This window comes from Haemophilus parainfluenzae (assembly GCF_014931275.1).
Classification (GTDB): domain Bacteria; phylum Pseudomonadota; class Gammaproteobacteria; order Enterobacterales; family Pasteurellaceae; genus Haemophilus_D.
Genome location: NZ_CP063110.1, coordinates 954,315 through 978,365, shown reverse-complemented (window position 1 = coordinate 978,365; position 24,051 = coordinate 954,315). Strand labels below are relative to the sequence as shown.

Sequence of the window (24,051 nt, the reverse complement as noted above, 5' to 3'; positions counted from 1 at the left end):
CGACTTTATCCTATAAAAAATAATAGTTATAAACGTAAGAAATCATTAAAAAGCACAAAAATTGTTTCAATTAACAAGATTGTTAGCCCTATACGATAACTTAAATTTTGCACCCGTTCTGAAACAGGTTTTCCTTTGATAGCTTCCGCCGCCAAAAACACGAGATGTCCACCATCTAAAACTGGCAACGGAAATAAATTCATTATGCCTAAATTAACACTAATTAACGCGAGAAAACTTAAGAAATAAATCACGCCAGCGTTAGAAGATGCTCCCGCACCTTGGGCAATTGAAATTGGCCCAGCTAAACTGGAAAATGAAAGTTCACCACTAAGCAATTTCCCGATTGCCTTCACAATAAACCAAGCAATCTGGCCTGTCTTTTCCACACCTTTTTGTAGAGCATCAAGAATACCATATTTTAATTCAGTTCGATACTGTTCTCCAACTTTTAAGAACGTCGGACTTAACCCCACAAACCATTTACCCTCTTGATTCTTCTCCGGTTGCAAGGTTTTGTCAAAAATTTCCTGATTTCGTTCAACCTTGATTGTAAAAGGTTGACCTTGTTGTACCTGTGCGACAAAAGCTTTCCAATCAAGTGTGGTCGAATTTTCCGCTAAAATTTTATCGCCAATCAATAAGCCCGCTTTTTCAGCTGGTGAGTTCTCCACCACTTTTGATAAAGTCATCTCCACTTTACTTGAAACTGGATTGATCCCTAATGTTTCAAATGCTGTTTCTTTATCTGGCTCAAATGTCCAATTTTGCAGATTAATGGTTCGTTGATAAGGTCGGTCTTCACCAAAAGGCGTTAATGTGAGCTCAACAGAATCAGAACCTAACTTATCAGTGAGCAATAAATTAATGGTTTCCCAATCGGGTGTATTCTTCCCATCAATTGCCAAAATCTGGGTATTCGGTTCAATTTGAGCTATTGCAGCCGGTGAATTTGACGTAACATTTTCAATGACTGGTTTAACACTCGGAATCCCTACAGAATAAATAACCCAATATGCCAAAATCGCAAAAATAAAATTAGCAAGCGGGCCTGCAGCAATCACAAAAGCACGTTGAGCGACAGATTTACTTTCAAATGCCTGCGATTTTAATTCTGCTGGAACTTCTTCATTTCGTCCGTCAAGCATTTTGACATAACCACCAAGCGGAATGGCTGAAATCGCAAACTCGGTACCCAATTTATCTGTGCGTCGCCAAATTACTTTACCAAAGCCAATCGAAAAACGATGAACTTTAATACCGCACTTTCTTGCTGCCCAAAAATGGCCGTATTCGTGTACGGCAACTAGCACAGCAATTGCAACAATAAATGAACCAAGCGACCACAAAAACGACATGTTCTATCCTATAACACAAAGAAATAGAAGTATGTGAAGAATGGTACTGCGGCTGTTAAACTATCAATACGATCTAAAATACCGCCATGACCTGGAATTAATTGACTACTGTCTTTAATGCCTGATTCACGTTTAAACATACTTTCTGCTAAGTCACCCAATACAGAAATAGCCACTGTTGCCACAGAAAGCACAACAAAACCACTCATTGCACGACTACCTAATAAGGTTTCACCAGAGAAATGGATAAATACAAATGCCAATACCGCCGCAGTGATCATGCCACCAAATACGCCTTGCCATGTTTTTCCTGGTGATACTTTCGGCGCAAGCTTGTGCTTACCAAAGGCTCGTCCCGCAAAATAGGCACCAGAGTCCGCTGCCCATACCAATACAAACACATAAAGCAACAAGAATAAACCATGATGAGGATCAGCTGTATAATTATCTAAACGTAAACGTAAGACTGCGGCAACAAAAGGAATCAGCGTAGAGAAAGCAAACAAGACTTGTAAAGGGATATTTTTACCCCAAAACTTCGCTGAGCTTGGATAAGTCACCACTAATACTAATGCAAGCGCCCACCAACCGACTGAATTTAGCAATAAAAGCGGCAAGTAGTTTTCAAATACTCGACCTGCATCTAAATAATTACCTTCGTTATAAAGCCAGAGGAAGATAAATGCGCCTAGAAATGCTGCGATACAAAGGCGTGCCAAAGGATTTTTAAAACGAGCAAATTGAGCCCACTCCCAAATACCAAGTGTCGCCACAAAGCCCAAGGCTAGGGCAAAATAAAATGGGGTAAATAAGAACAAGGCACATAATACCAAAGCAATCAACACAATGGCTGATAATACACGTTCTTTAAGCATAAGTTCTCCGCTTATTCTGTCCCGCCAAAACGGCGATGACGTTGTTGATAGCAGGCAATTGCCTGATTAAAATCTTTTTCACTAAAATCCGGCCAAAGCACATCTAAAAAACACAATTCCGCATACGCAATTTGCCAAAGTAAGAAATTACTAATGCGTTGCTCACCGCTCGTCCGAATTAACAAATCGACCGGCGGCTCATCTTGTGTGACTAAATGTTGCTGGAAAAGTGATTCATTAATATCACTCACCGAAATCTCATTATTTTTTACTTTTTCAGCTAATTGTTGGGTCGCTTGAACAATATCCCAACAACCACCGTAATTCGCCGCAATATTTAAAGTCAGTGCGGTATTATTTCCCGTTAAATTTTCTGCTTTTGCGATCTTCTCTTGCAATTTTTCACTAAAACGAGAAACATCACCGATAATCTTTAAACGAATATTATTTTTATGTAATTTTTTGACTTCTCGATCAAGTGCTTGCATAAAGAGCGTCATCAATGCACTCACTTCTTGCTCGGGACGATTCCAGTTTTCACTGCTAAAAGCGTATAACGTCAAAAACTTAACGCCAGTTTGTCGTGCATAACTCACCGCACGGCGCACGGCTGCCACACCATTTGTATGGCCAAAAATACGCAGCTTATTTTGTTGCTTCGCCCAGCGCCCATTACCATCCATTATGATGGCAACGTGTTCGGGAATATTATTGTTATCAAGTTCTTTCATTCTAAAATATTCGGATTTATAACCGCACTTTGGTGTATTCTACATTAACTTTTTAATCAGCGAAGCTGCTAATTCACGTGCTTGCTTATCTACGGCTAATACATCATCAATGCTTGAAATTATAGAAGATGGCATTTGCTCAACTGATACTTGGTTAATTTTCGCAATATCCGTAAATTTAATATAACCATCTAAAAAGGCTTGTACTGCAATTTCATTTGCTGCATTCATAGCGGTTGTCGCATACTGCCCTTCTGCAAAAGCATCGATCGCTAATTTTAAATTTGGATAACGATTAAAATCAGGTTCGATAAACGTCAATTCTTTGATTTTAAAGAAATCTAATGGTTTCACACCACTGACAGTACGATTTGGATAAGCCATGGTTTCCGCAATTGGCGTACGCATATCCGGATTGCCCATTTGAGCAATGACCGAGCCATCTACATAACGCACCATTGAATGAATAATAGATTGAGGATGAATAATCACTTCCATTTCATCAGCCGATGCATTGAAGAGCCAGCGGGCTTCAATGTACTCTAAACCTTTATTCATCATCGTGGCAGAATCCACGGAGATTTTTTTACCCATTGACCAGTTTGGATGAGCGACGGCTTGTTCTGGCGTAATATGTTCAAACTCGTTTAATGGTGTATAACGGAAAGGTCCACCAGAACCGGTTAAGACAATTTTACTGACGCCCAATTCTTTCAAAGGACAGAACCCAACTTTTTCTTGTGCTTCAGGCGGTAAAGATTGAAAAATCGCGTTATGTTCGCTATCAACAGGCAATAATTTTGCTTTCGACTGCTTCACTGCATCAATAAAGAGCTGCCCACAAGTCACCAACGATTCTTTATTCGCAAGCAAGACTTTCTTACTTGCTTTCACTGCCGAAAGCGTCGGCAATAATCCCGCTGCTCCAACAATAGCGGCCATAACTTGATCGGCTTCTGGATGTGCTGCTAGCTCACAAATGGCTTTCTGCCCGGCTAAAACTTCCGTTTTAATGTGATGCGAGGCTAATTTTTCTCGCAATACCTTTGCTGCATTTTCATCATCTAATGCAGCAAAGTGCGGTTGAAATTTCATGCATTGTTCAAACATGGTCTCAACATTTTTGCCTCCCACTAACGCAAAAGCATGGTATTTGTCGGGGTTATGTTCGATAACTGAAAGGGTGCTATGACCAATAGAACCTGTTGATCCTAAAATAACAAGATTTTGTTTTTGCATAAAATTTCGACCGCACTTTGTGCTTTTATTTCTTCATCAGAATAGAACAAGGGCAGACACTTGGTCTGCCCCAAAACATGGTTCGACAATTAGAAATCCATTAATTCTTTTTCTTTATCAGCTAAGATCTCATCCACTTTTTTGATATAGCTATCAGTCACTTTTTGAATAATTTCTTCCGCTTTGTGTTGATCGTTTTCGCTGATTTCTTTGTCTTTTAATAATGCTTTGATTTTATCATTTGCATCACGGCGCACGTTACGAATCGCGACTTTACCTTGTTCACCTTCGCTTTTTACGATTTTGATTAAATCACGACGACGTTCTTCAGTTAATGGAGGAAGAGGTACGCGAATTGTTGTGCCTGCTGAAGATGGGTTTAAACCTAAATCAGACGTTAAAATCGCTTTTTCTACTGCACTGATTAAAGAACGGTCAAATACTGTTACCGCTAAAGTACGCGCATCTTCTGCAACAACGTTAGCTAATTGACGAAGTGGCGTCGCTGCACCATAGTATTCCACTTGGATTGCGTCTAATAAGCTTGGTTGTGCACGCCCTGTACGGATTTTTGCAATATGCCCACGCAACGCTTCGAGGCTTTTTTCCATGCGAGCTTCAGCATCTTGTTTGATTTCATTAATCATTCATCTGTCCTTTTTAATAAATAAAGATAAAACGCAGTGATTTTACTGGATTTTTAGGGAGTTTTGAATCTTTTATTTTGAATATAAGTTTCTATTGCTTAAAGTATGATTTGATAGTATCTTTGCGCTCAATTAATAACAGAGGATTTTAGTATGATTTATAACATGAAAAACGTATTCCGTATTGCTGCTATAGTTTGCGCTTCAGCGTGGTTATCAAGTTGTTCCACTTATGTTAATCCTTTTTCAAGTTTATATTGGAAAGGTAAAAATATTAAGGAATTTATAGAAGATAAAGAGTTAGCAGTTAATGAAACAAAAATTTGTAAAGAAAAAGATAAAGCATTTTTTATCTATAGTTTTGCAAAACCTATGTATCAAATTTTTGATCGAGAAGTTGGCCGATCTTATAATGCTTTTGGTACAACTATTTACACTCAAAGAGAAAATGTTTTTACTGGTAATTATTGGACTTATGCCTTTACAGACTTAAGCGGTAACATTACCTCTTATCGTGCTGCAACAGGATTTGGAGACTTAGATAAAGAATTTAATTGTCGTGCACTTGGGCAAACAGATGACAAAGAACTTACCTCTATATTAACTCGAGAAAGTTTATGGATGAGTATAGTTAATTCAGCAGATAACAATAAAATGGTCTGGGCTTCTAATAAAGCACATTCCACTCAAAAAGCAGCAGAAAAAGATGCGCTAGAACAATGTAAAGATGAAGGTAACAAAAACTGTAAAGTAATGGCTTCTTATAGCAATATTTGTTTATCAAGTGGAATTGGTGCTCGCAATGGTACTTATTTTGATATTTTTGGCTTTGGTTGGAATAAAGAACAAGCAAATAAAGATGTCATTGAGCAATGTAAGTCTAAAGGAGGAAAAGATTGCAAAATTGTCGTTGAGGGACTCTGTGCAACAGCTTGTGACATGGAGCATGAGACGGGATGTATCTTACCTGAACCAAAATGGATTAAACCATAATATAAAACAAACCGCTTATCGTTAAGGTAAGCGATTATATTTTCACTAAAAAATTCGACATAAAGAGTCTCATATGAAATATTCAATAAAACCATTATTAAAGCTCGCGTTTTTTACCTCTATTTGCGGATTCTTAAGCAGTTGCTCGACTTATGTTCATCTTGGTACAACACTTTATTGGTCAGGAAAAGATGTTAATGAATTTATGGAAAGCAAAGGGCTTTATCCAGATGATATTAAGCAATGTTCAAGTGAAAAGGATACTTTCTTAATTTATGGTTTTGCTAGACCGCTTTACAATGTTTTAGAATATGAAGTAGGGCGTGGCCATCATGCTTATGGCACAACCATTTATACCAAGAAAGAAAAAGTCTTTACAGGTAACCATAAATGGACTTATGTCTTTACCGATATGAATGGCAAAATTAAATCTCATCGCGCTGAAACTGGGTTTGGTGATATTGATAAAGAATTCAAATGTAATGGATATTACGATACAAGCAAACTAGAATTAAAACCTCGTACTTGGTCTGCAGTTGCAGTAAGACAAGGAAATAAAAAACAAGGAATATGGGGGAATGATGTTCCTGCTTCAAATTTAGCAAATGCCAAAAAAGAAGCCATTAGTCAGTGTGAAAAAGAAAGTGGTGAACGTTGCGAATTTCTATTTGGATTTAGTAATGCTTGTTTAAGTGTCGCACATGCAGAGAAAAATGGACCGACATCTTATTTCGGATTAGGGATTCTTGGTCAGCGTTCCAAAGATGATGCCTTAGCAAATTGCAAAGAAGATGGTGCTTCAAATTGCCAAGTATCAAATATTTATCCTGTATGTTCTACGCCATGCGATTATGAACAAGATAAACAATGCTTCTTTGATAAACCACAATTAGCCAAACCAGACAAAAATGGTCAAGATGACATTTTTAATGCTGGGGAAAAGAACTTATTTTAATTAACAAAAAACGGTAGAAATCATTTCTACCGTTTTTCATTTTTTTACTTTATCAAATTAACAAATCGTTGTGCCTTCTTCTGTACCTAGCACCACTTGGCGCAATGCACCTGGTTTGCACATATTAAATACACGAATTGGCATACCGTGGTCACGAGCGAGTGTGAATGCTGCCAAATCCATTACTTGTAATTCTTTTTCAATTACTTCTGCATAAGATAAATTACGATATAACACGGCATCAGGATTTTTAGCAGGATCACAGTTATATACGCCATCTACTTTAGTCGCTTTTAACACGATATCTGCTTCAATTTCAATACCACGTAAACAGGCTGCTGAGTCTGTTGTAAAGAATGGGCTACCCGTACCGGCTGAGAAAATCACCACGCGTTTTTCACGTAGCATCTTAATCGCTTCAGACCAGTTATACGTATCGCAAATACCATTTAATTGGAACGCAGACATTAATTTCGCATTCACATCAGCACGGTGAAGTGCATCACGCATTGCCAAACCATTCATCACGGTTGCAAGCATCCCCATATGGTCGCCCACAACACGATTCATCCCTGCTTTAGCTAATTTTGCGCCACGGAATAAGTTACCACCGCCGAGCACAACACCAACTTCCACGCCCATTTCAATTAATTCTTTAATCTCTAAAGCCATACGATCGAGGATAGAAGGATCGATACCGAAGCCCTCATCACCTTGTAATGCTTCACCACTTAATTTCAATAAGATTCGTTTGTAAATTGGTTGGCTCATTGTTTTTTCCTTTGTCGGTTACAAAAATTGGCTTATTCTAGCAAAAGAGTGAAAAAGTTAAAAATGGAAATTGGTCAGAAAAGTGCGATAAAATGGTGCACTTTTGATTTTATAGGCAAACTTTATGAAGATATCAAAAACCTCACAAATTTTAACCGCACTTTTTTCTTTGGCTTGTGCCATTCTTGCGGGTTACCTGATTTTACGAGGCTCGGGGATGTTTCCGGAGCCATCTATTAGTTTAATTTTACTCGCTGCTCTTTTCATTATTTTGTTAAGCAGCAGCCGAAAATCATTCTATTTTATTTTATTGCCATTAGTTTGCTTACACGCATTTTATACGCCGACAGGCTTAAATTTCGGTGCACCAAGCTATCAATATATTGCTTCTGTTCTTGCGACAGATATGTTGGAAACTAAAGAGTTTCTATTACAAATTCCAGTAAGTAGCTATTTAGCCGCATTGGCTATTCCACTATTAGTCTTTTTACATTACAAAAGTGCGGTCAAATTTGGCGTCAAATTTTATCGCAATAAAACATTTATCGCTTTGGCTACCCTGTTAATTGGTTATAACTTGCCGATTGCTGCGCCATTAAAAGAAACGATTGATTCCACTGTTAAAATCGTTGATGAATGGCAAAAATTGAAAAAAATGTCACAGGAAAGTAGCTGGGGACAATCTACTTTGGATAATTCCAAATATCAAGATTATGTGATTATTTTGGGAGAAAGTGCGCGAAAAGATTACTTACATGCTTATGGCTATCCTGTTAATGACACACCATTTATGTCATCAACAAATGGTACTCTCATTGATGGGATGACATCTGCTGGCTCAAACACAGTGGCCTCATTACGCTTGATGCTGACTTTACCAGACAAAGAAAAATGGGAGCCAAACTATGATTTAAGCTTAGTGGATCTCATTAAATCTGCTGGTCTAAAAACCTACTGGCTTTCTAATCAAGGTTTCTTAGGTGAATATGACACGCCAGTTGCTTCGCTTGCATCAAAATCTGATGAAACCATTTTCCTGAAAAAAGGCGGGAGTTTTAATTCGACAAACTACAGCGATTTTGATTTAATTCCTAAATTTGCCCAAGTTTTAGAAGATCCAACACAAGGTAAACGCTTTATTGTGTTACACATTTATGGTTCACATCCTCTTGCTTGCGATCGTGTTGAAGATTATCCGAAAATTTTCAATGATAATGACATTGAGAAAAAGAACGAGTACTTGAATTGCTATATTTCATCCATTAAGAAAACCGATGATTTTATTAAGAAAGTGTATGAAACCCTCAAAGAAAACGAGCAAAAAACGCACCGCACTTTCTCGATGATTTATTTTTCAGATCATGGTTTGTGCCATCAGGAAGATGATAAACATGGTGTAACCTTGTTTAATCAAAACTGTCACAGCCAATTACATCATAATATTCCGCTCTTTAAAATTTCATCTGATGATACGGCACGTAAAGAATACAAAGCCTTTAAATCTGGTTTGAATTTCTTAGAAGGCATCGCTAATTGGATAGGGATTAAAAATCCTAAGCTCACATTAGAGGAAGATTTATTCTCTGAACAAGCTGATAAAGACGATTATGGGCTGAAAAAACTGATTGAAGAGAAATACCGTAAAGATGCAGACCCTGCCATTGATATTCGTCCAAATAAATAGGGAAATATCTTAAATTTAAGACAACAAAAAAGCCGATATTCAATATCGGCTTTTTTATATCTCAATAGAGAAAATTAAGCGTTACCGCCAGTGATTTTTGCAACTTCAGCTGCGAAATCTTCTTCTTTTTTCTCGATACCTTCACCCACTTCTAAACGGATGAAGTTAGACACTGAAGTGTTTACTGATTTTAAGAAGTCACCTACAGATACAGAAGGATCCATTACGAATGGTTGACCTGTTAATGAAACTTCACCAGTGAATTTCTTCATACGACCTTCAACCATTTTCTCTGCGATTTCTTTTGGTTTACCAGAGTTGATTGCGATGTCGATTTGGATTTGACGTTCGTGTTCAACCACTTCAGCAGATACATCTTCTGGATTCACGAATTCAGGTTTAGATGCAGCAACGTGCATTGCCACTTTTTTAAGTTCATCAACAGAACCTTCACCCGCAACTAACACACCGATTTTCGCACCGTGTAAGTATTGAGCAATCACTTGACCCTCTAAGTAAGCAACACGACGGATGTTCATGTTCTCACCGATTTTAGCCACTAATGCAGCACGTTTTTCTTCAAATTGTGCTTGTAATGCTTCGATAGTAGTACCTTTGTTTGCTGCTGCGAAATCAGCTACTTCGTTTGCTAAACCTAAGAAACCAGCATCTTTTGCTACGAAGTCAGTTTCACAGTTCATTTCAACTAATACACCGAAACCATTTTCTACACGAGCAAGGATAACACCTTCAGCTGCAACACGGCCTGCTTTTTTAGCTGCTTTAGCTTGACCAGATTTACGCATGTTGTCGATTGCTAACTCGATATCACCGTTTGCTTCAACTAATGCTTTTTTACATTCCATCATACCGGCACCGGTACGTTCACGAAGTTCTTTTACTAATGATGCTGTGATTTCAGCCATTTTAAAAATCCTCTGTCGAAAATGCGATTTATTTTGACCGCACTTTTAGATAAAAATATAGGGGCTAAATTTTAGCCCCTATGCCAATTAATCGTTTGATTATTAAGGGCTTCGCCTTATTGCAAAACTTAAATTATTCTGCGTCAGCTGCTAATTCTTCAGCAACTTGAGCTTCGTTACCACGACCTTCTTTAACCGCCGCTGCAGCTGCAGAAACGTAAAGTTGGATAGCACGAGTCGCATCATCGTTACCAGGGATAACGAAATCTACGCCAGCTGGAGTTGAGTTAGTATCAACGATAGCAAACACAGGAATACCTAGGTTGTTTGCTTCTTTAACAGCGATATGTTCGTGGTCTGCACCGATAACGAATAACGCATCTGGTAAGCCGCCCATATCTTTGATACCGCCAAGGCTTAATTCAAGTTTTTCCATCTCACGGGTACGCATTAACGCTTCTTTTTTGGTTAATTTGTCAAAAGTACCGTCTTGAGATTGAGTTTCTAAATCTTTTAAACGTTTAATTGATTGACGAACGGTTTTCCAGTTAGTCAACATACCACCTAACCAACGGTGGTTTACATAATATTGTTGACAGTCTAATGCTGCAGCTTGTACTGCTTCTTGAGCAGCGCGTTTAGTACCAACAAATAATACTTTACCGTTGTTGCTAGCAATACGGGTTAATTCCGCTAAAGCTTCGTTGAATAAAGGTAAAGTTTTTTCTAAGTTGATGATATGAACACCGTTACGAGCACCAAAAATGAAAGGTTTCATTTGTGGATTCCAGTAACGAGTTTGGTGTCCGAAGTGTACGCCCGCGTTGATCATGTCGCGCATTGAAACTTGTGCCATAATATTTTCCTTTTGTTGGGGTTGAGCCTCCACATATCAGCTAATCGACCGTTTGGCACCCCGATTAAGCCTTAATGATATGTGTGTGTTGTTAATAATTAAAAACGCTGCTTTTGAAACCCAAAAACAGCGGTGCGATTTATACCATAAAGTGCGGTCAAAAACTAGTTTATTTTGTCAAATTTATTACTTTTCTTGCTTTAATAAACAATAAAGGGGGACGATGCCGCAAATCTTTAAATTCATCATGCCATTGTGGCTGCTCGGCTAACATGGGTTCAGCCATTTGTTCAATTTGAAAACCTGCAGCAATTAAATCATTAATAATCGTTGCCGTCGTGCGGTGATAGGTTTTAAAAGGTTGTTGAAACCAATTTCGCTCTCTTAACCCTTCATCACGGTAATGATTTAAACGATAAGCGACTTGCTGTTTTTGCTCATTTTTTTCCCAGCGTTCCCCTTCTTTATGGCAAGTTGTAATCGGATGCTCTTGGGAAAAAACTAATGTGCCGTTAGGCTTAAGCTTATTGGCTATCATCGCTAATAAAGCGGAAAAATCCTCAATATAATGAAAAGCAAAAGAGCTGATAATGACATCAAAATCACTTTCTGGCAATTCCGTTAATTTTTCCATCGGTAACTGATATAACGAAAAACGTCCAGAAAATTGACCGCACTTTTGCAGATCTTGTTCAGCTTGTTCTAGCATTTTAGCTGAAAGATCTGTTCCTACTACTCTCTCCGCATTGCGTTCTAAATAGAGTTGCAAATGCCCGCCCGTTCCACAACCTAGATCGAGCAATTTTTTTCCTTGTAAATCAGGTAACAGGGAAAGCATAGTCGGCTTTTCCACTATTTCATTGAGACTGATTGGGTTAGATCGAAGTTTTTGATAAAGCGCAAAGAAGTTTTCTTTATCATAAACGCTCGTTTGGTTACTCATCTCGTTTCCTATGTAAAATTAAAAAGGGCGTATTCGATACGCCCCTACAATATTAACGCGAAAACTTATCCTGCGAAACTTGCAAACCATCCTAAGTTTGCGCCTACTTGTGCCACAATATTTAACACACCGAATAAGATCACAAAACCAATCATAAAATTACCGCCATACACTTTATAAGTCGCATTTGGGAATTTTTGGCGACTGGCTTTAGCAAGCAGTGCTGGCACGATTGCAGCCCAAATTGTTGCAGCTAATCCAGCATAACCAATGGCAATCACGAAACCATAAGGGAATTGTAAACTTAACAATAGTGGAGGTAAGAATGTTACCAATGTGGTTTTTGTTCTGCCTAATACGCTATCATCAAATTTAAATAAATCGGCAATATAATCAAATAAACCTAAAGTCACCCCTAAGAATGAGGTTGCAATAGCCATATAAGCAAAGAAATTCAATACAACCGCAATGTATTCCACTTCAATATATTTGTGTAATGCTTCTAATAATGCCGATACATCGCCGCCTTTTTCAATTACGGGTGCAAATTCTGTACGAGGTAAATTACCTTGCACTGCAAGCTGCCATAAGATGTAAATCACTAAGGCTAAGCCTGTACCAATAAAGATCGATTTCATTACACGACTACCATCACGATCGTAATATTTTACGAGGCTTGGCACATTTCCGTGGAAACCGAAAGACACTAAGCAAACAGGAAGTGCGGTCAATAAATAAGGTAAATAGGTTTGCTCGCCTTCTGCAACAGTATTGAATAACACTTCTGTTTTTACAGAGCTCAATAAACCTGCGGTAGAAAGGAAGAAAGCGACTACCATCCCAACAATCAATACAGTGGTGAAACGATCTACGGCTTTAGTGGAAAGCCATACGAAAGCCGCAAGAATAAAACAGAAAATTAAGGATCCAGAAGTACGTCCAATATCGACCGCACTTTCAGCAGAACCAAAAGCTTGGTTAAGCAAGTTTTGTGTAATACCACCGCCAGAGGTGATATAAGCATAAGTTAAAATATACAACACGAAAGCCACTGAAAGGCCATTGATAATATTCCAACCTTTACCCAACAAATCTTTTACGATGGTGTCAAAGCTTGAGCCGGTAGGATAATGTAAGTTGGCTTCTAAGATCATCAAACCTGATGTGGTCATACAGAACCAAGTGTAAACCAAAGCCAGAATAGAGCCGATAAACCATACGCCAGCCGTTGAAGTTGGGTTTGCAAGCATACCTGCACCAATCGCAGTACCTGCAATAATCATGGCGCCGCCTAATAAAGAAGGAGATTTTTTTATTGTCATAGTAAAGTCCTAGAATATAATTTTGCACTATTATAATAGTACAAAATCAAAAGGCAATCTTTTTATATCGACAACAATAAAGAAATTTATATAATATCGATATTTTGACCGAAAAGGACTTAATTATGAAAAAACAACTTAAAAGCTTTGCTTTTGCTGCGTTAGCGGGTGTTGTATTAACTTCGTGTGCTGACTCTGCCTCTATCAATCAACAAGCTGCAAGTAGCTATACCCAAGAAATGGGTAATATGCGTGCACATGGTGTAATTGATACTTCATCAAAAACTGCAAAACGTGTTCATGCAGTGTTTAATAAAATGGTGCCTTATGCAGACCAAGCGAATGAAACTGGACAACAATTTAACTGGCAAATCAATGTCATTAAATCAAAAGAACTGAATGCTTGGGCAATGCCAGGCGGTAAAATGGCATTCTACACAGGTTTAGTGGATACCTTACAGTTAAACGATAATGAAATTGCTGTTGTAATGGGTCACGAAATGGCACACGCTTTAAAAGAACACGGTAAAGCGAAAGTGAATTTTGGTATGGCTACTAATATTGCAGCAAGTTTAGGTCATGCCGCCCTTTCTACTGTTATCGGTTCAAGTGCAAGTGAATTAGCAGTAGGTTTAACCAAAGACTTTGCTTTAGATAAACCTTACTCTCGTAGCGCAGAAACTGAAGCGGATGAAGTTGGTCTTATGTTAATGGCTCGCTCAGGTTACAATCCTGAAGTTGCACCAGGTTTATGGCAAAAAATGGCAAAAGCCTCTGGTGGTTCCAAAGGGGCACTTGATGTGTTAGCTTCTACTCACCCGAGTGATGAGTCCCGTCAAGAAAACTTACAACGCTTATTACCAGAAGCAATGGAACTTTACAAAGCCGCTAAAAATAAAAATGGCTAAATAAAACCATCAAAAAATTGACCGCACTTTCATAAAATAAAAAGCGAACATCATGTTCGCTTTTTTTATATCTAAAAGAAAACCGCACTTGAAAAATCAACGTGCGGTTTGTTTTTATCGTATTTTCAATTAATGTTGTTCGTTAATGTGACCTTCGATTGGTTTTACATTTTCATCAAACACTGGTAACGGTTTGTGTTCGCTTGCAATATATGAATAAATCACTGGCAACACGAATAAGGTAAACAATGTACCGATAGCCAAACCTGCCACGATAACAATACCAATACTAAAACGAGATACCGCACCCGCACCTGTTGCATAAAGCAACGGTACAAGACCTGCAATCATCGCAGCGGTTGTCATCAGAATTGGACGTAAACGTACTTTAGCCGCTTCGGTAATCGCTTCAATACGCGTTTTACCATGATTTAACTGCTCTTCTTTCGCTACTTCACACATCAAAATACCGTGTTTTGTGATCAGTCCAACTAAGGTAATCAAACCAACCTGTGAGTAGATATTTAGCGTTGTGCCTGCAATACCAAAAAATCCGAAGGCATTTAAGGCTAACAATGCGCCACTCACGGCTAACGGTACGGAAATCATAATCACGATTGGATCGCGAATTGATTCAAACTGAATCGCCAAGACTAAGAAAATAATCACCACCGCGAGTAAGAAAGTCACAGCAAGTGCATTACCTTCTTGTACTAACTGACGCGCTTCACTTTTAAAGTCATAGTTATAACCTTGCGGTAAGGTATTTTTCGCATTGTCTTGCAACCATTGGATTGCATCACCAATTGAAGTCCCAGGCATCGGTACAGCACTAATCACCGCAGAGTTTAACTGACTGAAACGAGGCAATGTACTTGGTTGTGGTTCCAATGTAGCCGTCACCAAGCTGCTTAATGGAACAGAGGTACCATTTGCTGCGGTGATGTAATACTTATTAAAACTTTCCGGAGATAAACGATTGTCACGTTTTACTTGGGAAATAATTTTGTAAGCTCGACCATCAATAGCCACACGTTCAATGGTTGCGGCAGATAAGAAGCTGCCTAACGTACGGCTGATTTGTTGCATTGTAATGCCATAAGTTCCTGCTTTTTCACGATCGATCTTAATACGCATTTGAGCAGTATCAAATTTAAGATCGAGATTGGTATAAACGAACTTGCTGGATTTTTGCATATCCTCTAAGAATTTACCCGCCACATTTGCTAAATCACCGTAGTCTTGTGATGTGCTGATCACAAAACCAATTGGAGGACCTTGCTCCCCTGTATTAATTTCTGGGAACGCAAAGCCTTGTACAGACACTTCAGGAATAGATTTCGCTTTTTCATTCAGCTCATTCATGATAGCTGTTTGGCTTTTTGAGCGTTCTTTCCAATCTTTTAAAGTTACAACGTTTAAAGATTGGTTAGAGCTTGGTGCCCCTGAAATCGTCATCGCAAACTGTACTTCTGGCGTATTGGTTAAAATCTCTTGATAAGGTGTCATCGCATTTTGCACGTAATCTATGTTTACGTTAGACGGTGCGGAACCAATCGCCAAAAATGCCCCTTTATCTTCTGGTGGGGTTAATTCACTTGAAAGTGATTTAAACAATACCGGTAAGGTCGCAAAGATAATCGCCGCAAACATCAACATACATTTACGATTAACCATCACCAAATCAAGGACATACGCATAAGCTGCATTTACTTTGCTTAGTGTATGCTCCACTCGTTGCTCTAATTTACTTGGCTCCGCATTCGATTTCAGTAACTTACTGGTCATCATTGGTGAAAGTGTTAATGCCACGATACCGGAAATAAATACTGCTCCAGCAAGGGTTAAAGCAAACTCTTTAAACAACGTACCCGTAATACCGCCCATTAACGCCATTGGAGAATATACCGCAATCAAGGCTATAGTCATGGAAATAACCGGAACGGCAATTTCACGCGTACCAATAATCGCCGCACGGAATGGTGTTTCACCTAACTTAATGTGGCGGTCTACGTTTTCCAATACCACAATCGCATCATCCACCACCAAACCAATGGCTAGAACCAATGCCAGCAAAGTCATCAAGTTAATAGAGAAATCAAATGATTGAAGCAACATAATTACCCCGATTAATGAAATCGGAATGGTGATAACCGGGATTAAAATCGCACGGAATGAACCAATAAACATGGTAATCACCACCAACACGATTATCGTTGCCTCAACAATCGTTTTGATTACTTCATTAATTGAGTTATTAATCGCAATTGTACGGTCATATAAGATGTCAGATTCAATAGCATCCGGTAGATTATTTTTAATACTGTCATATAGCGGACGTACTTTCGCAGCTACCGTTAATGGGTTTGCTGACGAGGTTGGGTTAATCGCTAATACAACAGAATCTGCGCCATTGGCTACCGCACGTGAGCTATCGCTTGATTTATTTAACTCAATATCAGCGATATCGCGTAAACGTACTAACTTATCACCGTTAGACGTCACAATTAAGTTACCTAATTCTTCAACCGATTTTGTCGTGGTTTCTACTTTGTTTTTATAGGTTACAAAATAGCCATTATCATTACCTGCTGCTGTTTGAACGTTATTCGCTGATAATGCGGACATCACTTGTGTGGCAGAAAGGTTTTGAGCCGCCATTTTTTCTGGGTCTAACCAAACACGAAGAGCGTACTCTGATGCGCCAAAAATATCTACACTTGCCACCCCTTCTACGGTAAAGAATTGTGGTTTTACTACACGTTGAATATAGTCTGTTACTTGGCTTGCATCGAGTTTGTTAGAACGGAAACTAATATACATAATCCCCGAACCACCGGTTGATGAAGAAATCGTTGGATCTTCAATACCACTTGGTAATTCAGAACGAACTGAGTTAACTTTAGCTAAAACATCTGCCAAGGCCGCATTCGGATCCGTATTTAATTTCATTTTTACGGTGACCTTTGACGTACTTGGGCTAGAGCTTGAAGACATATAGTCCACATTATCTGCTTGCGCTACCGCCTCTTCAATTTTGGAAGTAACAAACGCTTGAATTAAGTTCGCATCCGCCCCTGGATATGCAGTGGTCACCGTAATCACCGTCGTGGTCATTTTCGGATATTCGCGCACAGCCAATTTCGAGATCGCTTGTAATCCTAAAATAATGATTAACAAGCTAATCGAAACCGCCAAAACAGGACGACGAATAAATATATCGGTAAATTTCATTCGCTTTTCCTAATTAAAGATTCGTTTTATTCGCAGGTTGTTCAGTACCTACGCCCGCTTTATCTGCAACAGAGACTAATGCACCGTTACTTAAGTTTTGCTGACCGCCGGTCACAATTTTATCGCCGACTTTAACTTCATCGCCTTTTAATTGTGCATAAATACCTTGACGATCTTTCGTAAATACAGTGATTGATTTTGCACGGTACATATTCGCCGCTTTTTCTGCTCCGCCTAATTTCTCAATATCTTCATCGGAAAGTGCGGTCAAAATATAAAGCGATTCGCCATACATGTTGTAGCTCACTGCCACTTGTGGCACAACGATTTGATTATGCTCAGTTGGTAAAGCAACATTTAAGCGAGTAAACATACCGGATAATAATTTTGCTCCATCTTCTGGTTCAAACGTTGCTTGAACATCGACTAAACCCGTTGAAGAATTAATTGCTGGCTCAATTGCTGTAACCTTCGCGGCAAAAGTTTCACCTTTACGCGCATCTGCCGTAGCCGTTACTTTTTGACCAATATGCAATTTATCTAATAGGTTTTGAGCAATCGCAAAATCCACTTTCATAGAAGAACGATCTTCCACACGCACAATTTCAGTACCGTTTGAAACGTACTGACCAGCATTCACTTTCACGATACCGGCTTTACCATCAAATGGTGCCACGATTTGGCGACGTTCAATCGCCGCTTTTAATGACTCAATATTTGCCGCTTGTGCTTCATAAGCTGCTTTTGCATTATCTAATTCTTGACGAGAAACAGCCCCGCTGCCCGCAAGGTTTGCATAACGTTGATAAGTTTGACGTAATGACACCACCTGAGCTTGTGCGGCTTGTAAGCTTGCACGCTCAACTGAGCTATCTAACTCAACTAACAAATCCCCTTTTTTCACGCTCTGACCATTTTGTACGAGCACTTTAGACACCGTTCCTGCACTTTGAGCGCTTAACATCGCCCCTTGATTTGGACGAACAAGACCTGTCGTTTCAATGATTGGCGTCCATTCTGAAGCCTTAACTGTCATTGCAGTCACAGGAGAGGCTGTTTCTGGTTTATTTGCCAAGAAATCAGCAATGCCTTTTGCCTTCATTTGATTAAGAAAAATCATTGCTGCAAAAATTAACACAAATACGCCTAACGCTAATTTCAAAAAGAAAACGTGTGAACGCTTTGGTCTATTAGTTTGAGTTATACTCATTTGGAAAACTCCATTAAGACAATAAAATTACTACTTCTGAATTGCACGCCAAGAGCGTTCAATGACAGATTCTAACATCGCATCGGTTACTGCCGTACCGAGAAACTTGATATCTGAGGCTAAAACTATTGCCGTTTTAAGACTCAGCAAAAATAACATGTGAGGATCTAAATCAGCTAACACATTTGCGGCTTGTCCCTTGAGACAAAACTGTTCCCAACACGAATGCTCCATTTCTTTGCAGGTTTCAATAAACTCTGGTAAAGATCGATATTGATTCATGTTTAACAGAATCGTTGGATTTTCTTGAAGAAAATGCCAAATATTCCACCACATTTTTCTGTATTGCTCGAAAAAAGATTGGCTTTCATCAAAATCTTCTTCAATCGCCACAACAAACTTATTGAATACTTGACGAGCAAATTGTGCTAATAGCTCGTCTTTACTCTTAAAATAAAGATAAATCGTACCTACTGCGATGCCTGCTTCCTTGGCTAACTTATGCATAGAAAGATAATGTAATCCTTCTTTTGCCATAAGACGATCTGTTGCATCAAAGATCTGCTCACTGACATCAAGCTTCGTTTTAGAGGCTTTTACTTGTCGCATAATAAAAAATTAAATTCTTAGGGTTATATATGAGAAAGGTCATTTAAGATGAATATCAAAAATGAATGAACGTTCATTTTATTGATTTTTCATTTTTTGGCAAGTGAAAATATAAAAAAAGTGCGGTTATTTTTAACCGCACTTTTAAATTCTTATTACATTCCAATCACAACGCAACTCGCTACTGATTTTGCTTTATCTTGTGCTGCTGTTGCTGCATCTCGGCTACCAAATGGTCCTACACGTACGCGGTTCCATTCTTCACTTGTCGCAATTTGTGCATTTACGCCAGCCATCGCTAGACGACCTTGTAAGCTTTCTGCTTGCGCACGATTTTTAAATGCACCACATTGTAAACCAAATTTTTTGCCGCCAGCCTGTACTTGCTGTTCAGCAGGTTTCGGTTCTGCTTTTTTCGGTTGCTCAGTTTTAGCAGGTTCCGTTTTAGCTGGTTCCGCCTTCACTACTTCTACTTTTTTCGGAGGTTCAGGCTTTTTAACTGGCTCTGTTTTTTTAACTGGCTCAGGCTTTTTCACTTCCGTTTTTGCTGTTTGCTGTGGCTGTGTTGGCTGAGCTTGCACTGTCTGTGCTGGTTGAGCTTGCTGTGCTTGAGCCGCGGCTTTTTCCGCATTCGCCGCTTCTTGCTCTTTACGTTGAGCTTCTAATTTTTTCGCTTCTTCTGCCGCTTTTTGTTCTTTTTCCATTTGAATAAGCACTTGACGCTGTTCTTCCGTCAAACGCATATTTTTTTCAACTGAAGAAGGATTATTATCCACCGGCACCGTACGAGTTTCTAATTCTTTAATATAGTGCCACACCTCTTCTGGGCGATTTGGTAACACACTTTTCGGTTGCGGTTTTTCCGGCTGAACATTTGTCGTCACTACAGGTGCTGGTGTTTTACTTTTTAAGAAGTAAAGTCCTAACCCAAAACCTAATACCGCCACCAACGCAAGAACAATTAAGGTATTGCGATTAAAACTTTTCTTTGCTTTCTTTTTATTATTTTTTGAGCCGCTTCGACCGGCAAAATCTCGATGAGCCACGATAAAATCCTAAAATATTCGATAAATTAAACTTAGAGTATAAAAAACGCCTAATTCTACTGAAAAACTGTGCATTTTTCTAGGTAATTTTTGCTAACTCAAATCCAATGGATCCACGTCTAAAATCAACCGCACTTGAGAAGACTTTATCAGCTCTGGCGAATATCGACTTAATGCCGCCTGTAATTGTTTCCGAGAAGCGTGCTGTAATAGCAACTGCCAACGATATTGCCCCGCTTTTTTGCTGAACGGTGCGGGAATCGGCCCCAACACTTGCAAGCCTTCTATTTTTTGTTCATAGAAGAAAGAGGCTAATTGCGACAATGCATTTTCCGCCTCTTCAGAATGACGACTTTGTGCTTTAAACAATGCCTGGAAACTAAACGGAGGCAAGCCCATATTATGGCGTAGCTTCAAGGTTTCTTCTGCAAAGGCTTGATAACCCTTTTCAAGCAAGGTAGTTAATAACGGATGATCCGGATAATGAGTCTGCAAAACCACTTCACCCTGTTTTTCGGCTCTGCCTGAGCGCCCTGCCACTTGCACATAAAGCTGCGCTAAACGTTCTTCGGCTCTGAAATCAAGGGAAAACAAGGCATTATCTACATTCACTAAAGCAACCAAAGTGACATTCGGAAAATGGTGTCCTTTGGCTAACATTTGGGTGCCAATTAAAATCTGACTTTTACCTTGCTGAATATCCTCTAAATAACCTTCAAGCTTGCCTTTTCGTGCTGTGCTATCACGATCGATACGAGCAATATTATATTGTGGGAAACGTACTTTTAAGGTTTCCTCCAGTTGTTCAGTGCCTAACCCCGTTGTGACTAAATGCGTTGAACCACAATGACCACATTGCATCGGCACTGTTTTTTGTGCGCCACAATGATGGCAGCGTAAAACACGCTGATGTTGGTGATAAGTATAAGGTTTTTCGCAATGATGACATTCATCAATCCAGCCACATTCATGACATAACAACACAGGCGCAAATCCACGTCGATTAAGGAATAACAATACTTGATTGCCTTTTTCTAAGTGTTCTTGCATACGTTTCAATAGCGGCTCGGATAAGCCGTTTTGAATTCGTTGATGTTTTAAATCAATCACAAATTGACGAAGTGCGGTCGCATTTCCAGCCCTTTTTGATAGTACCAAATGATGGTATTTGCCATTTTGTACGTTATTCACACTTTCCAAACTTGGGGTCGCAGAACCTAACAAAATAGGAATATTGAGTTTTTGCGCTAAAACAATACCTAAATCTCTCGCATGATAACGCCAACCATCTTGCTGTTTAAACGAGCCGTCATGTTCTTCATCTAAAATGATTAAGCCAAGATCTGAAAACTGGGTGAAAAGCGCCGATCTCGTACCAATCACGATTGCACTCTGTCCTGTTCTTGCACGCTCCCAGACATTTAAGCGCTGTGTATCATTCAAGTTGGAATGCAATACATCAATTTCTACATTAAAGCGAGCTTGGAACCGTCTCACGGTCTGAGGGGTAAGCCCAATTTCAGGAACAAGCACTAAAACCTGTTTGCCTTTCTTTAAGACTTCTTCAATGTATTGCAGGTAAATTTCAGTTTTACCTGAACCAGTCACGCCCTCTAACAACCACACATTAAAGCCTTCTTGGAAAAGCAACTGGCTAAATGCAAGGGCTTGTTGCTTGTTTAAGGTCAATCGGTTATCAAGATTAACTAAAGGATTATCCCCTAAAGCTTGCTGCCAACTTTTTTGTTCAGTAGGCACAATAATCTCTCCCACATAATCTTTGCTTTTAAGGGCTGACCAAATTGCGGAACTGATCTCATTATTACCTTTTTCTAGATCTTGCGTTAGCAATAAATTTAAGGCTTCAATTTGTTTTTTGGCACGTTTTAATTCGCCTGATTCAAACGCTTGTTTTCCAAGCTCTGTTATATGCCAAAAAGTGCGGTCATTTTTAACCGCACTTTCTCCATTACGAAGTTTGACTGGCAATGCTTGAAACAACACATCGCCTAATGCTGCACGATAATAATTAGCCGACCAAGCTAACCAATCCCAAGTTGTGGAATTAAAAAGTGATTCAGCATCAAGCACATCAATAATCGGTTTTAACTTTTCTTTTGCTACATCCGAAGAAGCGGGCAAATCCACCACGATCCCTACTCGTTTTTGCGAACCAAAAGGTACCAACACTCGTCCACCAACGATTGGTGTCAAGTCAGGTGAATAGAGATAATCAAAAAATCGGGGGAGCGGTACGGCTAATGCAACTCGGACAATATTCATAACAAAAAACAATTAAAAATTTTCGCTATTATACGGGAATTAGGTGGAAAAATCCCACAACCTTGCCTTTTAGTGTATAATCGCCGCCAATTTTAATTGAGCGAATAAAAACCATGACAGAAGAGCAAAAAACCTTTGCTGATCAAAAACGTAAAACCGTTGAAACGGCTGAATTTACAGAAGATGGTCGTTATAAACGTAAAGTTCGTAGCTTTGTGTTGCGGACAGGTCGCTTAAGTGATTTTCAAAAAAATATGATGAATGATCACTGGGCTGATCTTGGATTAGATTATCAAAATGCCCCTTTTGATTTTGCCGCGATTTATAGCAATACGAATCCCGTTATATTAGAAATTGGCTTCGGGATGGGGAAATCTTTAGTGGATATGGCTGAAGCGAATCCTGATAAAAATTATCTCGGTATTGAAGTGCACACGCCTGGTGTGGGTGCCTGTATTGCTTATGCGGTAGAAAAAGGCGTGAAAAACCTTCGCGTGATTTGCCATGATGCCACTGAAATTTTACGTGATTGTGTGAAAGACGGCGAATTGGGCGGTTTACAGCTTTTCTTCCCAGACCCTTGGCATAAAACAAAACATCATAAACGCCGTATTGTTCAACCGCACTTTGTAGAGCAAGTCGTGCAAAAATTACAACCAAATGGCTTTATTCATATGGCAACTGACTGGGAAAACTATGCGGAACAAATGCTCGAAGTGCTTTCAGCCAATGAAAATTTAGTCAATACTGCCGAACAAGATTATATTCCACGTCCTGATTTCCGCCCTCTTACAAAATTCGAGGCGCGTGGTCATCGCTTAGGTCACGGTGTGTGGGATTTATACTTTAAGAAAAAATAATCATAGAGATGATGACGATACCCCATTACCTTAACATAGGAGAACATTGAAAATGAAAACTCGTAATCAACGTCAACGTAAAAAACTTCACTTAGCTGAATTCCAAGAATTAGGCTTTTTAGTGAATTGGCAATTTGCTGAAGGAACCAGCATCGAAACTATCGATGAAACCGTTGATCGTTTTATTGCTGAAGTGATTCAACCAAACGGCTTAGCTTATGAAGGTAGCGGCTATTTACATTGGGAAGGCTTAGTTTGCTTAGAAAAAATTGGCAAATGTGATGAAAGCCATCGCCAATTAGTACAAAAATGGTTAGAAGAGAATAAATTGCAACAAATCGAAATCAGTGAATTATTCGATATTTGGTGGGATTACCCAACAAAAAACGCATAATATTTTAAGCACACTTCAGGGCGGATTATCCGCCCTATTTAATAATCATTTTCACTTATATTTTAACAATTTATTTACATTCCTAATTTCCTTTCAAAATATCCTTGATCTACCTCAAGAAAAGTGTATATTTCTTAAAAACTACTCCTTTTAGGTAGTTACTATTTTGTTATCGGAGCTAGATAATGCTCCCCTTGAAAATACCGA

Annotated in this window: 21 protein-coding genes; 6 read left to right on the top strand and 15 right to left on the bottom strand. The window is 39.0% G+C overall.

The window, feature by feature from the left end:
• Positions 1 to 26: 26 nt before the first annotated feature.
• The 5 genes from rseP to frr all read right to left on the bottom strand — a co-directional run bounded on the left by rseP (position 27) and on the right by frr (position 4,850).
• The gene (rseP, locus tag INQ00_RS04800) at positions 27 to 1,358 is read right to left on the bottom strand and encodes a sigma E protease regulator RseP (protein WP_197547460.1); all 1,332 of its coding nucleotides are present in this window, start codon (positions 1,356 to 1,358) and stop codon (positions 27 to 29) included.
• An 8-nt stretch (positions 1,359 to 1,366) separates the two neighbouring features.
• Positions 1,367 to 2,233, bottom strand: a complete 867-nt coding sequence (locus tag INQ00_RS04795; protein ID WP_197547459.1) for a phosphatidate cytidylyltransferase — start codon at positions 2,231 to 2,233, stop codon at positions 1,367 to 1,369.
• 11 nt (positions 2,234 to 2,244) lie between these two features.
• Entirely contained in the window at positions 2,245 to 2,964 is a 720-nt protein-coding gene (gene uppS, locus INQ00_RS04790; RefSeq protein ID WP_197547458.1) for a polyprenyl diphosphate synthase, read from the bottom strand.
• 39 nt (positions 2,965 to 3,003) lie between these two features.
• Positions 3,004 to 4,203 (bottom strand): 1-deoxy-D-xylulose-5-phosphate reductoisomerase, encoded by a 1,200-nt coding sequence (ispC, locus tag INQ00_RS04785; protein ID WP_197547457.1) that lies wholly within the window; start codon positions 4,201 to 4,203, stop codon positions 3,004 to 3,006.
• Positions 4,204 to 4,292: 89 nt separating this feature from the next.
• Complete coding sequence (frr, locus tag INQ00_RS04780; protein ID WP_005696784.1) at positions 4,293 to 4,850, bottom strand: ribosome recycling factor; 558 nt, start codon at positions 4,848 to 4,850, stop codon at positions 4,293 to 4,295.
• Between the two features lie 165 nt (positions 4,851 to 5,015).
• Here frr and INQ00_RS04775 point away from each other — a divergent pair, with 165 nt between their 5' ends.
• Complete coding sequence (locus INQ00_RS04775) at positions 5,016 to 5,843, top strand: DUF4189 domain-containing protein (protein WP_230845713.1); 828 nt, start codon at positions 5,016 to 5,018, stop codon at positions 5,841 to 5,843.
• Between the two features lie 73 nt (positions 5,844 to 5,916).
• On the top strand, positions 5,917 to 6,798 hold the full coding sequence (locus tag INQ00_RS04770) for a DUF4189 domain-containing protein (RefSeq protein WP_197547456.1): 882 nt from the start codon (positions 5,917 to 5,919) through the stop codon (positions 6,796 to 6,798).
• Positions 6,799 to 6,855: 57 nt separating this feature from the next.
• Here the strand turns inward: INQ00_RS04770 and pyrH are convergent, their stop codons facing one another.
• The gene (pyrH, locus tag INQ00_RS04765) at positions 6,856 to 7,569 is read right to left on the bottom strand and encodes a UMP kinase (protein ID WP_014064835.1); all 714 of its coding nucleotides are present in this window, start codon (positions 7,567 to 7,569) and stop codon (positions 6,856 to 6,858) included.
• Positions 7,570 to 7,693: 124 nt separating this feature from the next.
• Between pyrH and INQ00_RS04760 the strand changes: the two genes are divergently transcribed.
• The gene (locus INQ00_RS04760) at positions 7,694 to 9,253 is read left to right on the top strand and encodes a phosphoethanolamine transferase (RefSeq protein WP_197547455.1); all 1,560 of its coding nucleotides are present in this window, start codon (positions 7,694 to 7,696) and stop codon (positions 9,251 to 9,253) included.
• Positions 9,254 to 9,327: 74 nt separating this feature from the next.
• Here INQ00_RS04760 and tsf read toward each other — a convergent pair whose 3' ends face one another.
• From tsf to mtr, 4 genes are all read right to left on the bottom strand, one after another.
• Positions 9,328 to 10,179 (bottom strand): translation elongation factor Ts, encoded by an 852-nt coding sequence (tsf, locus tag INQ00_RS04755; RefSeq protein ID WP_197547454.1) that lies wholly within the window; start codon positions 10,177 to 10,179, stop codon positions 9,328 to 9,330.
• 133 nt (positions 10,180 to 10,312) lie between these two features.
• Positions 10,313 to 11,035: a 30S ribosomal protein S2 gene (rpsB, locus tag INQ00_RS04750; protein ID WP_005698638.1), complete on the bottom strand. Its 723-nt coding sequence runs from the start codon at positions 11,033 to 11,035 to the stop codon at positions 10,313 to 10,315.
• 169 nt (positions 11,036 to 11,204) lie between these two features.
• Entirely contained in the window at positions 11,205 to 11,978 is a 774-nt protein-coding gene (locus tag INQ00_RS04745) for a class I SAM-dependent methyltransferase (protein ID WP_197547453.1), read from the bottom strand.
• 65 nt (positions 11,979 to 12,043) lie between these two features.
• Positions 12,044 to 13,300: a tryptophan permease gene (gene mtr / locus INQ00_RS04740; protein ID WP_197547452.1), complete on the bottom strand. Its 1,257-nt coding sequence runs from the start codon at positions 13,298 to 13,300 to the stop codon at positions 12,044 to 12,046.
• 125 nt (positions 13,301 to 13,425) lie between these two features.
• Here mtr and INQ00_RS04735 point away from each other — a divergent pair, with 125 nt between their 5' ends.
• Positions 13,426 to 14,208, top strand: coding sequence for a M48 family metallopeptidase (locus INQ00_RS04735; RefSeq protein WP_197547451.1), 783 nt, complete (start codon positions 13,426 to 13,428; stop codon positions 14,206 to 14,208).
• Between the two features lie 129 nt (positions 14,209 to 14,337).
• On the opposite strand, the gene acrB is transcribed toward INQ00_RS04735, so the two are convergent.
• The 5 genes from acrB to priA all read right to left on the bottom strand — a co-directional run bounded on the left by acrB (position 14,338) and on the right by priA (position 22,590).
• Positions 14,338 to 17,442 (bottom strand): multidrug efflux RND transporter permease subunit AcrB, encoded by a 3,105-nt coding sequence (gene acrB / locus INQ00_RS04730; protein ID WP_197547450.1) that lies wholly within the window; start codon positions 17,440 to 17,442, stop codon positions 14,338 to 14,340.
• A gap of 13 nt (positions 17,443 to 17,455) precedes the next feature.
• The gene (gene acrA, locus INQ00_RS04725; protein WP_005699788.1) at positions 17,456 to 18,652 is read right to left on the bottom strand and encodes a multidrug efflux RND transporter periplasmic adaptor subunit AcrA; all 1,197 of its coding nucleotides are present in this window, start codon (positions 18,650 to 18,652) and stop codon (positions 17,456 to 17,458) included.
• Positions 18,653 to 18,682: 30 nt separating this feature from the next.
• Complete coding sequence (locus INQ00_RS04720) at positions 18,683 to 19,261, bottom strand: TetR/AcrR family transcriptional regulator (RefSeq protein WP_197547449.1); 579 nt, start codon at positions 19,259 to 19,261, stop codon at positions 18,683 to 18,685.
• A 155-nt stretch (positions 19,262 to 19,416) separates the two neighbouring features.
• Positions 19,417 to 20,307: a cell division protein FtsN gene (gene ftsN / locus INQ00_RS04715; protein WP_197547448.1), complete on the bottom strand. Its 891-nt coding sequence runs from the start codon at positions 20,305 to 20,307 to the stop codon at positions 19,417 to 19,419.
• Positions 20,308 to 20,400: 93 nt separating this feature from the next.
• Positions 20,401 to 22,590: a primosomal protein N' gene (gene priA, locus INQ00_RS04710; RefSeq protein WP_197547447.1), complete on the bottom strand. Its 2,190-nt coding sequence runs from the start codon at positions 22,588 to 22,590 to the stop codon at positions 20,401 to 20,403.
• A 113-nt stretch (positions 22,591 to 22,703) separates the two neighbouring features.
• Between priA and trmB the strand changes: the two genes are divergently transcribed.
• Together trmB and INQ00_RS04700 are read left to right on the top strand one after the other, a co-directional pair.
• Positions 22,704 to 23,450, top strand: coding sequence for a tRNA (guanosine(46)-N7)-methyltransferase TrmB (trmB, locus tag INQ00_RS04705; RefSeq protein ID WP_197547446.1), 747 nt, complete (start codon positions 22,704 to 22,706; stop codon positions 23,448 to 23,450).
• A gap of 52 nt (positions 23,451 to 23,502) precedes the next feature.
• On the top strand, positions 23,503 to 23,844 hold the full coding sequence (locus INQ00_RS04700) for a YggL family protein (protein WP_005696799.1): 342 nt from the start codon (positions 23,503 to 23,505) through the stop codon (positions 23,842 to 23,844).
• Positions 23,845 to 24,051: the final 207 nt, after the last annotated feature.

Excerpts from the sequence above, each read along its gene's own strand:
- rseP (WP_197547460.1), bottom strand. The coding sequence starts at position 1,358 with ATGTCGTTTTTGTGGTCGCTTGGTTCATTTATTGTTGCAATTGCTGTG.
- INQ00_RS04795 (WP_197547459.1), bottom strand. The coding sequence starts at position 2,233 with ATGCTTAAAGAACGTGTATTATCAGCCATTGTGTTGATTGCTTTGGTA.
- uppS (WP_197547458.1), bottom strand. The coding sequence starts at position 2,964 with ATGAAAGAACTTGATAACAATAATATTCCCGAACACGTTGCCATCATA.
- ispC (WP_197547457.1), bottom strand. The coding sequence starts at position 4,203 with ATGCAAAAACAAAATCTTGTTATTTTAGGATCAACAGGTTCTATTGGT.
- frr (WP_005696784.1), bottom strand. The coding sequence starts at position 4,850 with ATGATTAATGAAATCAAACAAGATGCTGAAGCTCGCATGGAAAAAAGC.
- INQ00_RS04775 (WP_230845713.1), top strand. The coding sequence starts at position 5,016 with ATGAAAAACGTATTCCGTATTGCTGCTATAGTTTGCGCTTCAGCGTGG.
- INQ00_RS04770 (WP_197547456.1), top strand. The coding sequence starts at position 5,917 with ATGAAATATTCAATAAAACCATTATTAAAGCTCGCGTTTTTTACCTCT.
- pyrH (WP_014064835.1), bottom strand. The coding sequence starts at position 7,569 with ATGAGCCAACCAATTTACAAACGAATCTTATTGAAATTAAGTGGTGAA.
- INQ00_RS04760 (WP_197547455.1), top strand. The coding sequence starts at position 7,694 with ATGAAGATATCAAAAACCTCACAAATTTTAACCGCACTTTTTTCTTTG.
- tsf (WP_197547454.1), bottom strand. The coding sequence starts at position 10,179 with ATGGCTGAAATCACAGCATCATTAGTAAAAGAACTTCGTGAACGTACC.
- rpsB (WP_005698638.1), bottom strand. The coding sequence starts at position 11,035 with ATGGCACAAGTTTCAATGCGCGACATGATCAACGCGGGCGTACACTTC.
- INQ00_RS04745 (WP_197547453.1), bottom strand. The coding sequence starts at position 11,978 with ATGAGTAACCAAACGAGCGTTTATGATAAAGAAAACTTCTTTGCGCTT.
- mtr (WP_197547452.1), bottom strand. The coding sequence starts at position 13,300 with ATGACAATAAAAAAATCTCCTTCTTTATTAGGCGGCGCCATGATTATT.
- INQ00_RS04735 (WP_197547451.1), top strand. The coding sequence starts at position 13,426 with ATGAAAAAACAACTTAAAAGCTTTGCTTTTGCTGCGTTAGCGGGTGTT.
- acrB (WP_197547450.1), bottom strand. The coding sequence starts at position 17,442 with ATGAAATTTACCGATATATTTATTCGTCGTCCTGTTTTGGCGGTTTCG.
- acrA (WP_005699788.1), bottom strand. The coding sequence starts at position 18,652 with ATGAGTATAACTCAAACTAATAGACCAAAGCGTTCACACGTTTTCTTT.
- INQ00_RS04720 (WP_197547449.1), bottom strand. The coding sequence starts at position 19,261 with ATGCGACAAGTAAAAGCCTCTAAAACGAAGCTTGATGTCAGTGAGCAG.
- priA (WP_197547447.1), bottom strand. The coding sequence starts at position 22,590 with ATGAATATTGTCCGAGTTGCATTAGCCGTACCGCTCCCCCGATTTTTT.
- trmB (WP_197547446.1), top strand. The coding sequence starts at position 22,704 with ATGACAGAAGAGCAAAAAACCTTTGCTGATCAAAAACGTAAAACCGTT.
- INQ00_RS04700 (WP_005696799.1), top strand. The coding sequence starts at position 23,503 with ATGAAAACTCGTAATCAACGTCAACGTAAAAAACTTCACTTAGCTGAA.